Raw genomic sequence first — 15,032 nt, forward strand, 5'->3', positions numbered from 1 at the left:
ATGCTCGACGACATCGCCCTCACCTTTGCCTCGGCACCCGGCCTCGCATGGCTGCGCTATGCGACCGCGTTCTGGTTCGGCGCAATCGCAATGAGCTTCGCCGGCGTGGTCGTCGACCGCCTGCCGCATCAACTCGGCTGGCGGGACGATCCGATGCCGGGCTTGAGCATCGTGCGGCCCGCGTCGCGCTGCGACGGCTGCGGTCACCGCGTCGGATGGCTGCGGCTGCTCCCGGTGCTTGGCTACTTCTTCGCCAAGGGCCGCTGCGGCCATTGCGGCATGCGGGTGCGGCTGCGCTACCCGACCATGGAAGTGGCCGGTGGTTTGCTCGCCTGCGCCAGTGTGCTGCATTTCGGCACGCAGCAGCATGCCGTGTGGGCCGCAGCATTGTGGCTGGTGCTGCTGTTTCTCGCCTGGATCGACGCGTGCGAACAGTGGCTGCCGGCGGTGGTGACCCTGCCGCTGTTCTGGACCGGGTTGCTGGCGTCGCCCTTCGAGCCGGACATCTGGAGCCGCGCCGTGGGCGGCGCACTGGGATTCGGTGCGACGTGGGCGGCAATGGCGCTCACCAGCCGCCTGAAACGGATCGACGCGTTCGCGGGGGGAGACGTCGCGCTCGTCAGTGCGGCCGGTGCGTGGCTGGGCTGGACCCATCTGCCCATGTTCCTGATTCTCGCCGCGCTCGGCTTCCTCGTCTACGCATTGCCGGCGCGCCGATCCGGTCGCGTCTGGATGCCGTTCGGCCCTGCCCTGTCGCTGTCCTTTGCGCTATGCCTGCTCTGATCGCCAATACCTTCGTCGCCTGCGTGCTGCAGGCGGCCCATGTCAACGGTTTGCCGCCCGACGTGCTGGCGGCCGTGATCATCGCCGAACGCGGCGACATCGGTGCAGCATCCCGCAACCGCAACGGCAGCGAGGATCTGGGTGTCATGCAGATCAACACCTCGGCCTGGCTGCAGCACGTCGCGCGGGCGCATGCGGGTGGCGATGCAAGCCGCGCATACACACGCCTGCGCGACGATTCCTGCTACAACGTGGCGGTCGGCGGCTGGATTCTTGCGCGCGCGATTGAAAGCGCTCACGGCGATGTATGGCAAGGCGTCGGTTTTTATCACTCGCGTACGCCACGTTTCGCAGAGTCGTACCGTCAGCGCGTGCGGCGCATTCACCGGCGCATCGCAAGCAGACGCTCGGCTGCCACCACCGCACAGCGGTAACGGAGCCATTGCCGATGCCGATCCTGTTTTTGCTGATGGCGCTGGTGTTCGCGCTTCAATCGGTCAGCATGATTCAAGGCGATCTGAGCCGCAACGTCGAGTTACGGCGCAGTGCTGCCCTCGCGGAGAGCATGGGCGGTCAGCACACGGCCGCGCTGCGCTACCTGACCGACGCGCGGCCCATCCAGTGCGATCTCGACGCGACCTGGCGCATGGACTCCAGCGCGTTCTTGCCGCAGGCACTCAGGCAGGGCGGCTTCGCCCGGCGCATCGTCTCGTTGTGCAATAAGAGCGGTGTGGCGACGGCTCTGCTCAAAGCAGCGGCCACTGAAACCGGCTCTGTCAACGTACGTGAACGACTGACCACGCTGTTTGGGGATGCCAGTCTAATCGGCAAGGTGACCGACTTGAACGGCGAAGTGACGATGCAGACCGGCGAGGTGCGCAACGAATTCAGGACCGCTATTGCGCAACTCGGCCTGTCCCTGGACGATCCAGTCATTCTTACACTATGGGATTGAGCCTCACAACCCGCGCCACGCGCGTTGCAGCCCGCTCGCGGCTTCAGCGCGGTATCTCAATGACAGAAGTGGCTTTCGCCCTGCTATTGATATCCACCCTGCTAATGGGCTGGTTTCAGACACGCGCTGCAATGACGCGGGCCTTGGACGAACGCAATGTGGCGGAGTGGATCACGCTCTACGCTCGCGCGACCCGCAGCTACCTCGAAGATCACGCGGAGAAGCTCCTGGCCGACGGCGACAAAGGCGTGATCGACATCAGTGCAGCGTTACGCGATGGCAACTACGTAGCCCGCCATTGGCAAAGCAAGCGGGCTGACGGACGCTCGATTCGAACCTTGGTGCGTGCCCGATGCGTTGATCCGAAGTGCACCCTGAGGCAAGCGGAAGGACTCGTCGCAGTAGTGGACGGGGCGCCGTTCCCGGAGAAGACGCTCGGGTCGATCGCAAGCCGTGTCGAGTTTGGCGGGGGCGCCGTGAACGATCGCGGTGAAGTGACCGGGATCGCGGGCAATTGGCGCACCGTCTCCGCCGATTGGAACAGGGTACCGCAGGCGAGCCGGCCGGTCGCAATGGTATTTACGCTTCCCGAACGGGCGCGCGTAATCAGTTCCCCCGCCGTCTCCGATCTGCACTACGAACCGCAAAGTGCCGCGAGAGCCCAGGGTCGCGATGCGGGCGTGTGGCAACCGCTGTATTCCACCGACACCATGCGCATCACGTGGCAGGCGAAGAACGTGCCACGGGTGCGGCTCGAGGTCATCGCGTTGGACGAGGAACCTCGGGTGTATGTCAACGAGGTGCTCGAAGGAAAGACGGCCTACGTGCTCACTCCGGTGCCGGACATGCTCGGCAAATCGATCGTGGCGCGCGTCACGCCGTTCAGCGACGACGTCGAGACGCTGCGGCCGGCGACGACCGGACCGATCCGCGTCAGCGATTACGACGGTGCGCCAGTGAGCAAGATTTCGCTGAAATACAAGGTCTGGACCGCGTCGGACAGAGAGCGTCTGAACGGCCGGGACGCCATCTGCCTGCTCTATCTAGAAACCCGGTTTCCGGAGACCAATATGTACGTTGGGCTTGAGCAGATCGAAATCGCCGCGCCGAATCGGTACAACGTGCCACGCGAAGCGAGGTACCTGCGCCCGTTCGAGCTGCAATTTCGATTCGACGTGCGCCGGGACCGCGGTCTCGGGAGCATAGCCGAATCGCATGGCACCCCTCAATCCGGATCGATCGTCTTGAAACTGCACGCTCCTAGCGACAGGTGGGACAAGGCGAACGTCTCCGATCTTGAACAGCAACAACGGATGCGCAAGCTTGTTTACAACTGCCGTCATGAAGATGCATTCGTCGTGGACCTGCGCGCTGGCATCAACGGCGGCGTAAAGCCCTACGAAGTGGTTGCGATCAAGGACGGCTACTTGCGACAGCCATTCGCCGCGAACGGACCGCCCACCGAGCACAGTTTCAACGATGCAAGTGAAATCTATCTCGATTGAGCGCGGTCGGACGTCGCCCACGTTGGAGCGGCAAGCGGCGCCGCACGTTCGTCGTGCCGCTCTCCAGCGTGGCATTTCCGCGCTCGAAACGATCCTTGCGCTGATTTGCATCAGCCTGGCGCTCTCAGGTCTGGCATACCTGCTACGCGACGACGCCGAGGCGCTGCGCGCGCGAAGTCTGGCCACTACGTTACAGCAGTACGCACAAGCGCTCGATCAACTGCTGGGCGCTGGCCGACCTGCTGAACTGAGTGCGATCCCCATCGGCGCAGAGCGAGACGTGACGGCGCTGCTGAGCGCGACCTACCTACCCCATCGCGTTCCGGACGCGGAGCATACCCGCACGAAGATCAGCGCATGGGTTCGCCACGACCGCAATCCGGTCACGGGTACGGACACCTTCGTCGGCCTGGTCACTACCGATGACTTCACCGGCACCGATGTTCAGGCAGGTCGCGTCGTCAAGTTGATTGGCACGGCAGGCGGGCACCGGGCCCGATCCGGAGGGGCGCTGTCGGGACTGTCGCAGTCGTGGCTGGCCGAGCGGGGCATCTGGCCGCAGGTTGGAAACGGTCAACTCGCCGTGCTTGTCGCACACGCCGGACGCGCCACGACCTTGGTGCCAGCCGTTACGTCGGTCGAATACACCGTCCGCAATGCGGCCGAAACCAGTGGCCTCAATCCGCAACAGTGGACGCCGCTCTACACCAGTGACGATCTTGAATTGAACTGGCGGCTGGTCGGCGCCGAAAGCGCGACCATCATGCTTTACGACGCGGACAAGCCCTCTCCCGAGTGGAGCCGAAGGGATGTGACGGAAAGAACCATCCGCATTGCGCCAAGGACGGAATGGTTCGGCCGGACGCTGTACTTTGTGATCCGCCCCCAGGTCGACAACGGCGCGGCACTGGTAGACGGCATGAGCAAACGTTTTTCCGTCGGACGCTATCCGAAGCCGCCAATTGATCGAATCAAGGCCCGCTACCATTCCTTCTCGTCGCAAAAGCCGCAAAGCCGCAGCGATGAGGGATGCAACTACAACAATGCCGGGGCGGGGGCCGCGTCTGCTATCTACAACTCCCAGCTGCTCGCGGAGGAAGTCGTTCTGGTGCCCCGAAACGCCGCACTGGCAAGGCCGGAGACGCTGATATTTCTCGAACCGTTCGACTTCCAGTTGACTTCCTACTCCACGCCAAAGTCGCTTTTTCAAGGCTCATGGCTGGCTGGTCCGAGCGAACCCAATAACAGCTACACCTGGCCAGTCCTGAAAATCCGTTCGTTGGCACGGGTCGGGCAGGTCGTCGGCCCCGGCTCCTCATCGGCCTGGATGCACACCTTCATCAAGAAGTGTCATACCCACGACAGCGTACATTTGAACGGCGGCATGGTGATCATCCACGCATCGGGGAAATCCGAGAACTATCCGGTTTTCTCCCGTCGCTGGACAGCCGATGAAGAGGGCTACAACGACTTCAAGCAGCAAACCTTCGAAAAGACACTTTAGCAATGCAAAATTTCTGCGGCATTAGACGTCCGCGAGGTCACCGAGCCGGCAACCGCTCGCGTGGTCTGTCCATGCTTGACTCGGTGCTGTGGGCTGGGCTGCTTGCCCTGCTTGCGCTTATCAGTCAAACGTGGATCGCCAATGCGCGGCAGGCGCAAGAGCAGCGGATCCTGGCAAAGTCAATGCAAGACGTGGCGACCGCGCTATCGCGATATGGACGCATCGAAGGCGCGTCATTGAAGGTCGGCGCTGCGGAGGCGCTTGAGGTTCCCCTCGCCCGACTCGTCAAGGCAGGCTTGCTGAGCGAAAGCGCGATCAAGCTGCCGCCGGGCGTGCGGCTGCAGACGAAGATGCGTCTCGACGAGGCGAAAGGCAGCGAGCACGCCGACCCGACCGAGTTGGCGATGCGGCATAGCAAAGGAATGGTCCTCGCTTGGCGGGAAGGAAAGCGCGATGCCGTCTGGAACAACAAGGTTGCACGCATGATCGGGGCCACGGCTGGCGTATTGCGCGCCGGGGCCTTCATCGGCACCGGCGCGCAATGGACGGAAGAGCGGGACGCCTGGTTGTCGCCTGACGAGCTCACGAATGACGAGCATGTCGCCGCGGTCGCGCTGGCAGACGCGGGCACCGGCACCCAAGTCAGGCTTCACCTCGAGAGCCTGTACGGCAGCGAGGGCCAGCACCATGTCGCGGCACTAGGTGCGCCTTGGCGACCAGTCTGGGAAAGCGACTCGCTCAAGCTACGCGTCCGTGCTCGTGGCGCACTGCGTTACCACGTCTCGGTCGAGACCGTCGATCCCACGGCCTGCAAATCCGTTGAAATTCACGAGGACGCTTCGCGCTCGTCTCAGACCACGTCAATTGAAATTCCGCTCCAGCGGTGCTGGCTGGAGCAACGCATCGTCGCACGCGTCCGCGCTCGCGGCACCGGCCTCGATGTCTCGAGTGCCGATACTGAACCGATCAAGGTGATGGCCGGATATCCCCAAGCAAACCGTTATCGCATGATTGCGAGCGTTGGCATCGACAGTACCGCCACCAGCGAATGGTCGCAGAGGAACCTGGTCGCTTATCTGCGGAATCTCGATTTCAAAGCTTACGATGGCAAGGACCATGGACGTTTCTTGCGAGACGACGTGTATATCGACTTCGACGTACGATCGCCAGATGGATCGGCGTCGCCGTGGCAGCATTTTCGCTTCCACGTCACCGACACGAAGCCGGGTGTATCTCCGAACTACGACTATCCACGGGCATCTTCGCTGGGACTCTCGGTCATTCTAAGGAAGATTTCACTGGCCGAATTAACCAGCGTGCGTGCGCAAGCGAGGCTTGGCGAGGCCGTTGTCGGCACGTCGAGATCTTTTCAATGGCAGTTGCAACCTGGCGAAATCCAGTTGATCTCGGCTGGTTGATCGGCCAACGGCGCAATGCCCGCTAGCGCTTCTCACTCCCCCAATGCGCGAATGGCACAGCGTTGTCGGTGGTTGCGAGTCCGGCGCACGCGAGGTTACCTTCAGGCAGGCGAGGTGCGGTTTGCGAAACCGTTGTCACGAAGCGTTGGGATGGTTGACCCATTGAGGCGCGGGGCTGCCACCGGCCGGGGCGCGCTTCTTGCTGCAAGACGGCTGGTCAGTCGGATTGGAACGAGACGTGGAGGTTCGGACGGAAGCTGGCTTCGATACCCGAAAGATGCGCATGTCAGCAGACCTCTCGACATGCGGCCCCTCTTTCAAGCGCGCCGTAGATCCTCACAGAACCGCGACTTCGGGACAACCGGCGCAGCCGTCAAACCGTCCGGCACAGGCCGAGGACAATCCGCAAGAACCCCCGTCATCATCAGGGAAATGAGAACCGTTTAATGTAAAGGTTTCCGTTTCGTCAAAAAGGAGAACACACGTGCCCTACACGCTTCCCAAGTTGCCGTATGCCTACGACGCGCTCGAGCCGAACATCGATGCGCAGACGATGGAAATCCACTACACGAAACACCACCAAACCTACATCAACAATCTGAATGCGGCGCTGGAAGGCAGCGGCGTGCCCGAGCAGCCGGTCGAGCAGTTGATTGCGCAGATCGATAGCTTGCCGGAAAAGATCCGCGGTGCGGTGCGCAACAACGGCGGTGGCCACGCCAACCACTCGCTGTTCTGGACCGTGATGACGCCGAATGGCGGCGGTGCGCCCCGCGACGCCTTGGGCGAGGCCATCGAGCGCGATCTGGGCGGCTTCGATGCGTTCAAGGAGGCCTTCACGAAGGCGGCCCTCAGTCGCTTCGGCAGCGGCTGGGCCTGGCTCACGGTCGGCAAGGACGGCAAGCTGGCAGTCGAGAGCACCGCCAACCAGGACAGCCCGCTGATGACCGGCACCAAGCCGATCCTCGGCCTCGACGTCTGGGAGCACGCGTACTATTTGCGCTATCAGAACCGCCGACCGGAATATATCGCCGCGTTCTACAACGTCGTGAATTGGCCGGAGGTGACGCGCCGCTTCGACGAGGCGCGGGCCAGCTGATGGCACGCGTCGGCGGCGCCTGTGCCGCCGGCTGTCCCCATGCCGAACAGTAGATCGATGCGGCGGAGGCAGGATTCTTCGCTTCTTGCCGCTTCGACAGCACGCGCAGGAAGACAAACGGCCCCATACGGGGCCGTTTGTTTTCGTGGGTCGGCTAGGTCCGCAATGGAGCGGCGCCGACGCCTTCCGTCAGGGGCGCACCGTCGCGACCGGCGGCAGGTCGCGGACCACCTTGCGGTCCGGACGAATGAACAGCGCCAGGATCGCACCCAGGACCAGGAAGCCGATCGCACCGGCGAACGGCAGCGTCCAGCTGCCCGTGTAATCGATCACCGCACCGAAGACGATCGGCGAAATGATCGTCGCCATCGCGGCGCCGAAGTTCAGCATGCCGCTGGCCGTGCCGGCTTCACGTGGTGCGATGTCCATCGGCACCGCCCAGATCGGTCCGATCGTCAGTTCGAGGAAGAAGAACGCGCCGCTCAGGCAGGACGCGATGACCACCACGTCATGGCTGATCAGGACTGGGATGAAGCAGGCCAGGCCACCCAGCATGCTGACCACGATGACGCTTTGGCGTGCGAAGGCCAGGCGTCCGGTGCGCTTCAACAATTGGTCGCTGATTACGCCGCCGAGCAGGTCTCCGACGACACCGGCCAGGAACACGCCCGACGAATAGAGCGCCGAGTCCTTGATGTTCAAGTGCTGCGACTGCATGAAGAAGATCGGCATCCAGCTGAAGAACAGCGTGTTCGACCAGACCATGCAGAAGTAGACGCCGATCGTCGGCCGCATGCGGCGCAGGATTGCGCCCCAGCGGGCACGCGGCTCGGCATCGTTGGCGGCAAGCGTCTCGGCAATCGGCAGGCGGGCAAGTTCCGCCTGACTGACGCCGGGGTGCTGACGCGGGTCGTCGCGGTAATACAGGAACCAGATCACCAGCCAGACCGCGGTCATCGCGCCGACCACGAAGAACGCCGCGCGCCACGAGTGCAATGCGATGAGCACCGCCACGAGCGGCGGCGCAACGGCATTGCCAAGACGCGAGAACGAGTGCGTCAGGCCCTGCACCATGCCCCGCTGCGGCTTCGCGACCCAGTTGGTGATGGCGCGTGCCTGCGCGGGCAGCGCCGCGCCCTCGCCCACGCCGAGCAGCAGCCGCGCCAGACACAATGACACCAAGCCGCCGATCATGCCGGTGGCGATGGTTGCGACGACCCACAGGCTGCCGCAAACCAGCAGCGTGCGCCGCGCGCCGAAACGGTCGGCGACCCAGCCTCCGACCAACTGGAAGATCGCGTAGGTGTAGCCGAAGGCCGAAAACGCCAGGCCAAGCGTGGTGTTGCTCAGGCCGAGCTCGGCCTTGATGGGGCCCGCCGCAGCCGCGAGATTCACGCGGTCGAGATAGAGGATGAACGACATCGCGCAGAATATGGCGAGCATATTCCGGCTGACGTGCGATTGCTGGTTGCCCAAGGGACGTCTCCTGTCTTGTCGTGCACGGCCGCAAGCATGCCGCGCCGCGTGGGCGGGCTCGTGCCCACGACCACGCGAACCGGCCGCGGGGATACGCACGGCAAGCGGGGTGCCACGCCTCCCGGCCGGTGGTTTTTGATTTGAATGGCGAGCGTGCCCGCCTCCGTGCCGCACTATGCCGCGAGCCGCTACCGCGATGCCATCAGCGATTTGCGCCGGCAGCGTTGACGCTTGGTGAACGCAGTATCAGCCCGGCGCGAGGGGTGCGCCGATCAGGGAGGCGATGACAGGCTCGGCGGCGAGCGCCAGCGAGTCGCGCGGTTGGTGACACAGCACGAAGCGACGCGCCGCCCATTCGCCGTCGATGGGCAGATGGACGAACTGCTCGGCGGCGGCAATCTGACGAGCGACCGCCTCCGGCATCAGACCGATGCCGAAGCCGCCGGCGATCATGGCGGCCATGCTGTCGAAGCTGCCGACGCGGATGCGCATGCGAAGCGCCCTGCCAGCGGCCTCGGCGAGTCGCGCCAGCGTGATCGACACCGAAGCGCCCTCCGTCAAGCCAATCAGATCGTGGTCGAGCAGCATCTCGATCGTCACGCCGGCGGCTGCGCGGGCCGCCAGCGGATGGCTGCGCAGGGCCACCGCGCACAGCCGGTCCGCCCGGTATGCATGCGTCGGCAGGCGCACGCTGCCGACCGACGGCTCGTAGACGCCAAGGTCGGCGACGCCGCGCCGGACCGCCTGAATTACCCGCTCGCTGTTCATCTCCTGCAGATCGATGCGGATATCCGGGTGCAAGGCGGCGCATGCCGCGATATCGCTTGGCAGGAACTGCAGCACCGCGGACGTGCAGGCCGCAACGCGGACGATGCCGCGTTCGCCGTGCAGGAAGGCGGCCGCGTCGTCCTGCATGCGCTCGACCGCATGCAGCAGGCTGCGCGCATGGGCGAGCATGGCGCGGCCCGCATCGGTCAGCGCCATGCCGTGCGGCAACCGGACGAAAAGCGGTAGACCAAGCTGCTCCTCCAGCTCCCGGATGCGCCGCGAAGCGGCGGCGGGCACCAGGTGCAAGCGGCCGGAGGCGTGCGTGATGTTGCCCAGCTCCGCAGTCGCCGCGAACAGGCGCATCGTCGTCAGGTCGAAACGCACGCCGGCGCGGAGGGCGGGCGACTGCTTGCCGCCAGCGGACGGCTCGCTGCGGGCCGGCGCAGGCGCCGAGGCCGGAGCGTTGGCGGGGTCTGGCTTCGGATCGGAGGGGTGCGGCGGCATGGCGGCTCGGAGTCGGCGCGGCGCGTGCCGCTGGCTGAGACCGCCATTCTAAGATAGCCGCCGTGCCGTCCCGCCGTTATGCCCGGTGCGCGCCGATGGCGGCATGAACGGAACGCTTGCCGCCGATCGTCTGCGCCGTGCGCATCGGCGGCTTCGTATCACCGCGGAACGGGCTACGGTCGGGTCTCGCTGAGTTGCTCAGCGGTTGTCCAACGGTTACCCAGCGGACCGAACCTGACGCCGCGGCGGGTCGCGCAAGGCGGTCTGCCCGCCGGCGGACATGCGCTCCGCGAGTCGCAGCACCGCGGCGATACAAGCCGAGGCGGGACGGACGCTGCCTGTACGCCGCGCCCGAACGACCTGCTACCTGCTACCTGCTACCTGCTACCTGCGACCTGCGCGGCTTGCGGCGATTCGCGCGGCGGGCCGACCGAACCAGGTCGGGACTGCGCTCATCTGCTGCCCTTACCTGCCGCGCTGCGCGCGACTGCCGAGGCCCATCCGGCAGGCGAGGTCGAACGCGTTGACCATCGCGGTGGTCTGGGCGATGCCCTTGCCGACGATGTCGTAGGCAGTGCCGTGGGCCGGCGTCGTGACGGGGATCGGCAGGCCACCCTGCACCGTCACGCCAATGTCGAAACCGAGCAGCTTGGTCGCGATCTGGCCCTGGTCGTGATACATCGTGACGATGCCGTCGAGCTGGCCGGCGCGCGCGCGCAGGAAGATCGTGTCCGCCGGGAACGGACCTTCCGCCGTGACGCCACGCTCCGCCGCCAGTTCGATACCCGGGGCAATGATGTCGCCTTCCTCGCTGCCGTAGTTGCCGTTGTCGCCGTTGTGCGGATTCAGTCCGCAGACGCCGATGCGCGGGGCTTGGTTGCCCGATGCCACCAGTGCGCCGTGCAGCATCTGAATCGCGCCGGCGACCTTCTCGGCGGTCAGCAACGACGACACCGACGCCAGCGGCACATGCGACGTGACGCGCGCCGTCCACAGCTTGTCGAGCACGTTGAACTCGCCGCAGGTGCCGCCATAGTTGAGGATCCGCGCGAACCAGCGCATCTCGTCCTCTTCCTGCATGCCGCCCTTGCGCATCGCGCCCTTGTTCAGCGGGCCGAAGCACAGCGCGTCCGCATCGCCCTCGGTGACCAGACGCGTGCCGAGCTGGAGCGATTCGAGGATGAACGCGCCGTTGTCGGCGCCGACGGTGGCCGGCGTGAAATGGCGGTCATAGCCACGCCAGTCGATCACCGTGAGCCAGTCGTTCGACACCGGCACCGGTAGCTTGCGCGACGCGGCAGCCGCCTCCAAGGCCGGGCCGTTGCCGATCAGCGTCACGCGGGCCCGCTCGCCCAGCGCTGCGTCGGCCAGCAGGCTGACGATAATCTCGGGGCCAACGCCGGCGGGGTCGCCGATGCAGAGCGCGATGTGCGGACGCGCGTCCTTGGCGCCAGCCGTCTGTGCGCCGGGCGCGGCGCTGCGGAGGGAATCGCTTTCCAGCGGTTGGGAGACTTCGGCGCTCATTATTGTGTTCCTTGCGAACGCGGGCCAGGAACGGCCCGCCTTGACTTTGCAAACACTATGAGCGCAAGCCGTGGCGATTGCCATCAGCGATTCGCGCGGCCAGCGTTCACCGGTCGTGAACGCTGGCCGAGGCTGGCGCGGCGGCCGCCGTCAGACGACCGTCGCAAGCCCCATCGTCAGCAGCAGCGCGGTCACGGAGATGATCGTTTCGCAGACGGTCCATGTCTTGAATGTCTGCGGCACACTCATGTTGAAGTACTCCTTGATCAGCCAGAAGCCGCCGTCGTTGACGTGCGAAAGCACGACCGAGCCAGCGCCGGTAGCCAGCACCAGCAACTCGGGGCGCGTGCCCGTCGCCGCGGCGGCGATCGGCGCGATGATGCCGGCGGCAGTGGTCATCGCCACCGTTGCGGAGCCGGTCGCCACGCGGATCAGCGCCGCCACCAGCCATGCCAGCAACAGCAGCGGCACGTGCGCGCCGGTGGCAACGTCGACGATGGCGGTCGACACGCCACTGTCCATCAGGATGCGTCCGAAGCCGGCGCCCGCGCCGACCACCAGGGTAATGCCGGCGGTCGGGGCCAGACACTCGTTGGTGAACTTCAGAATGCTGTCGCGACTGAAGCCGCGCGCCTTGCCGAAGGTATAGAAGCTCAGCAGCACCGCGAGCAACAGCGCCATGTCCGGATGCCCGATCAGGCGCAGCAGATCATTGAGTGGAGTCTTCGGCGCCGCGATCACGTCCGCCCAGCTGCCGAGCAACATCAGCACCACCGGTAACAGCACGGTCAGCAGCGTGATGCCGAAGCCCGGCAACGCACGCCCCGCATTGGCTGCCTCCTGCTCGACGAACTGGTCGGCGATCGGGTTCTCGCCGCTCAGCACGACGTATTTCTCGATCAGCCGCGCGAACAGCGGACCGGCGATGACCGCGGTCGGGATGCCCACGATCAGTGCGAAAAGCACGGTGCGGCCGATGTCCGCATTGTAGGCGGTGACCGCCAGCAGTGCGGCCGGGTGCGGCGGCACCAGGCCATGCACGACCGACAAGCCGGCCACCATCGGGATGCCGACGCGGATCATCGAGGTGCCGGTGCGCCGCGCCACGTTGAAGGCGATCGGGATCAGCAGCACGAAGCCCACCTCGAAGAACACCGGCAAGCCGACCAGGAAGGCGACGCACATCATCGCCCAGTGCACGTTCTTTGGGCCGAAGAAGCCGATCAGCGTGCGCGCGATACGCTCGGCGCCGCCCGATTCGGCCATCATCTTGCCGAGCATGGTGCCCAGCCCCACGACGATCGCGATGTGCCCGAGCGCCCCCCCGACGCCGGTCTCGAACGACTTGACGATGGTCGGAATCGGCATGCCGACGGCGATCGCCAGCAGGATGGACACCACCATCAAGGTGATGAAGGGATTGAGCTTGAAGCGGGCGATCAGCACCACCAACGCGATCACCGCGATCAATGCATACAGCAAGAGCAGGCTGCCGTGCACAGCGGGCATGATGTCTCCTCGTGACGAGAGTCGAATTGAAATCGGCAGGGCCGTGGCGCCCCGCGGCCGGCTCAGGCGGCCGGTTTCTTGTAGGCGACGCAGTCCACTTCGACCTTGCAGTCGATGACCATGCTCGACACCACGCAGGCGCGCGCGGGCGGATTGGCGCCGAAATATTCCTTGAAGACCTTGTTGAACGACATGAAGTCGCGCGGGTCGTCGAGCCATACGCCGCAGCGCATCACGTGCTCGGGACCGTAGCCGGCTTCCTCGAGGATTGCCAGGACATTGCGGATCGCCTGGTGGCTCTGCGCAACGATGCCGCCTTCGATCACCTCGCCGTCGACCATCGGCGTCTGTCCGGATACATACAGCCAGCCGTCCGCTTCGGTCGCCCGCGCAAACGGCAGATGTTGCCCGCCGGTGCCGGACCCGCCGGCGACGCCATAACGTTTGATGCTCATCGTGTCACTCCTGTTGCAGATCTGATTCAGTTGCTTTGCGATTGCGTCGGCCGCGGCGGCGATGCCGCCGCGAAACCGTCGCGCAAATCGTGCTCGCGGGCGAGGAAGCGGCCATTGCGGGCCAGCGGCACGCCGTCGCGGTAGGCGGGCACGCCGTTGACCCAGACGCCGTGAATACCGGCGGCCGGCTGCACCGGGTCGTCGAAACGGGCGCGATCCGCGATGTGCTCCGGATGGAACATCACGAGGTCCGCCCAATTGCCTGCCGCCAGCACGCCGCGGCCGGCCAGGCCGAAGCGGCGCGCCGGCAGCCCGGTCATCTTGTGGACCGCCTCGTGCAGCGGAAACAAGCCGACATCGCGGCTGTAGTGACCCAGCACACGCGCGAACGCGCCCCACAGCCGCGGATGCGGCAGCGGATCGTCCGGCAGCCCGTCCGAACCGACCATCGTCAACGGATGGGACAGGATGCGGCGAACGTCGTCCTCTGACATCCCGTAATAGACGGCGCCCGCGGGCTGCAGCCGTTGCGCCGCCTCGTGCAACGACACCTGCCATTCAGCCGCGACGTCCGCCAGCTGGCGCCCGCCCATTTCGGGATGCGGCGTGGACCAGGTGATGGTGATCGGGAAGTCGCTGGTGACCTGTTTCATATCCAGCGTCGACGAACTGGCTGCGTACGGGTAGCAGTCGCAGCCGACGGCTTGATACCGCCCCGCCTGTTCCAAAGCGCCAAGCAGTTGCGGGCTGCGCCCCCAGTTACCGGCACCCGCGCATTTCAGATGCGAGACGATTACAGGCGCGCTGGCGCGCTGGCCGATCTCGCAGGCCTCCTCTATTGCTTCGAGCACTGGTTCGAATTCGCTGCGCAGGTGCGTCGCGTACAGTCCGCCGACCCGGTCGAGCTCGCCAGCCAGCGCCACCACTTCGTCGGTCGTCGCCTGATGGGCATTCGCATAGGCAAGACCGGTGCTCAGGCCGAGCGCGCCGGCGTCCAGGCTTTCGCGCAACTGCGTGCGCATCGCGGCGATCTCCGCGTCGGTCGCGGTGCGGTCCAGCGCCGGCATCACGTTGTTGCGCAACGCGGTGTGGCCGACCAGCGCCGCGACATTGAGCGCGGGCACGGCGGCGTCGACGGCCGCGCGGTAGTCCGCGAACGACGGAAAGCAGAACGCGGCGGCGGGGCCGAGCAGGTTCATCGGATCCGGTGGCTCGCCGCGCAAGGTCACCGGTGCCGCGCTGATGCCGCAGTTGCCGACGATCACCGTCGTCACGCCCTGCGACAGCTTGGGCAGCATCGCGGGATCGCGAATCACGATCGTGTCGTCGTGCGTGTGCGCGTCGATGAAGCCCGGCGCCAGGGCCAGTCCGGTGGCGTCGATGACATCGGCCGCCGTATCGTCGGCGCCAGCGCGGCCGATGAAGGCGATGCGCTCGCCGATGATGCCGAGGTCGCCAATGGCGCCGGGCGCCCCGCTGCCGTCGAGCAGGAGCGCGTTGCGAATGAGCGTGTCGTAATGCATGGTGAGTAT

Annotated in this window: 13 protein-coding genes; 7 read left to right on the plus strand and 6 right to left on the minus strand. The window is 65.5% G+C overall.

Annotated features, from left to right (window positions below):
- The 7 genes from BLU54_RS02150 (at window position 1) to BLU54_RS02180 (ending at window position 7,264) form a co-directional block, all read left to right on the plus strand.
- A complete protein-coding gene (locus BLU54_RS02150) occupies window positions 1–783 on the plus strand; it encodes a prepilin peptidase (RefSeq protein ID WP_091904060.1) in 783 nt (260 codons plus the stop codon).
- Complete coding sequence (locus BLU54_RS02155; RefSeq protein ID WP_091904062.1) at window positions 771–1,217, plus strand: lytic transglycosylase domain-containing protein; 447 nt, start codon at window positions 771–773, stop codon at window positions 1,215–1,217. Before BLU54_RS02150 ends, BLU54_RS02155 begins: the two co-directional genes overlap by 13 nt.
- Before the next feature lie 14 nt (window positions 1,218–1,231).
- Window positions 1,232–1,738 (plus strand): hypothetical protein, encoded by a 507-nt coding sequence (locus BLU54_RS02160; RefSeq protein WP_091904064.1) that lies wholly within the window; start codon window positions 1,232–1,234, stop codon window positions 1,736–1,738.
- A complete protein-coding gene (locus tag BLU54_RS02165) occupies window positions 1,735–3,243 on the plus strand; it encodes a hypothetical protein (RefSeq protein ID WP_170844982.1) in 1,509 nt (502 codons plus the stop codon). Before BLU54_RS02160 ends, BLU54_RS02165 begins: the two co-directional genes overlap by 4 nt.
- Window positions 3,218–4,747 carry a type II secretion system protein gene (locus BLU54_RS02170; RefSeq protein ID WP_139169415.1) on the plus strand — a complete coding sequence of 510 codons (1,530 nt, stop codon included), beginning with the start codon at window positions 3,218–3,220 and terminating at the stop codon, window positions 4,745–4,747. Before BLU54_RS02165 ends, BLU54_RS02170 begins: the two co-directional genes overlap by 26 nt.
- Window positions 4,748–4,818: 71 nt before the next feature.
- Window positions 4,819–6,165, plus strand: a complete 1,347-nt coding sequence (locus tag BLU54_RS02175) for a hypothetical protein (RefSeq protein WP_091904070.1) — start codon at window positions 4,819–4,821, stop codon at window positions 6,163–6,165.
- Between the two features lie 484 nt (window positions 6,166–6,649).
- On the plus strand, window positions 6,650–7,264 hold the full coding sequence (locus BLU54_RS02180; RefSeq protein WP_091904072.1) for a superoxide dismutase: 615 nt from the start codon (window positions 6,650–6,652) through the stop codon (window positions 7,262–7,264).
- Between the two features lie 189 nt (window positions 7,265–7,453).
- On the opposite strand, the gene BLU54_RS02185 is transcribed toward BLU54_RS02180, so the two are convergent.
- The 6 genes from BLU54_RS02185 to BLU54_RS02210 form a co-directional block, all read right to left on the minus strand.
- Window positions 7,454–8,707, minus strand: a complete 1,254-nt coding sequence (locus BLU54_RS02185) for an MFS transporter (RefSeq protein WP_091904074.1) — start codon at window positions 8,705–8,707, stop codon at window positions 7,454–7,456.
- Window positions 8,708–8,986: 279 nt separating this feature from the next.
- Entirely contained in the window at window positions 8,987–10,012 is a 1,026-nt protein-coding gene (locus BLU54_RS02190; protein WP_091904076.1) for a LysR family transcriptional regulator, read from the minus strand.
- A 465-nt stretch (window positions 10,013–10,477) separates the two neighbouring features.
- On the minus strand, window positions 10,478–11,536 hold the full coding sequence (locus BLU54_RS02195; protein ID WP_091904078.1) for a 4-hydroxythreonine-4-phosphate dehydrogenase PdxA: 1,059 nt from the start codon (window positions 11,534–11,536) through the stop codon (window positions 10,478–10,480).
- A gap of 150 nt (window positions 11,537–11,686) precedes the next feature.
- A complete protein-coding gene (locus tag BLU54_RS02200; protein WP_091904080.1) occupies window positions 11,687–13,045 on the minus strand; it encodes a GntT/GntP/DsdX family permease in 1,359 nt (452 codons plus the stop codon).
- A gap of 62 nt (window positions 13,046–13,107) precedes the next feature.
- The gene (locus tag BLU54_RS02205; RefSeq protein ID WP_091904082.1) at window positions 13,108–13,500 is read right to left on the minus strand and encodes a RidA family protein; all 393 of its coding nucleotides are present in this window, start codon (window positions 13,498–13,500) and stop codon (window positions 13,108–13,110) included.
- A 26-nt stretch (window positions 13,501–13,526) separates the two neighbouring features.
- On the minus strand, window positions 13,527–15,023 hold the full coding sequence (locus BLU54_RS02210) for an N-acyl-D-amino-acid deacylase family protein (protein WP_091904084.1): 1,497 nt from the start codon (window positions 15,021–15,023) through the stop codon (window positions 13,527–13,529).
- Between the last annotated feature and the right edge of the window lie 9 nt (window positions 15,024–15,032).

The sequence above is a fragment of the Chitinasiproducens palmae genome (genome assembly GCF_900095735.1).
Taxonomy (GTDB): Bacteria; Pseudomonadota; Gammaproteobacteria; order Burkholderiales; family Burkholderiaceae; genus Chitinasiproducens; species Chitinasiproducens palmae.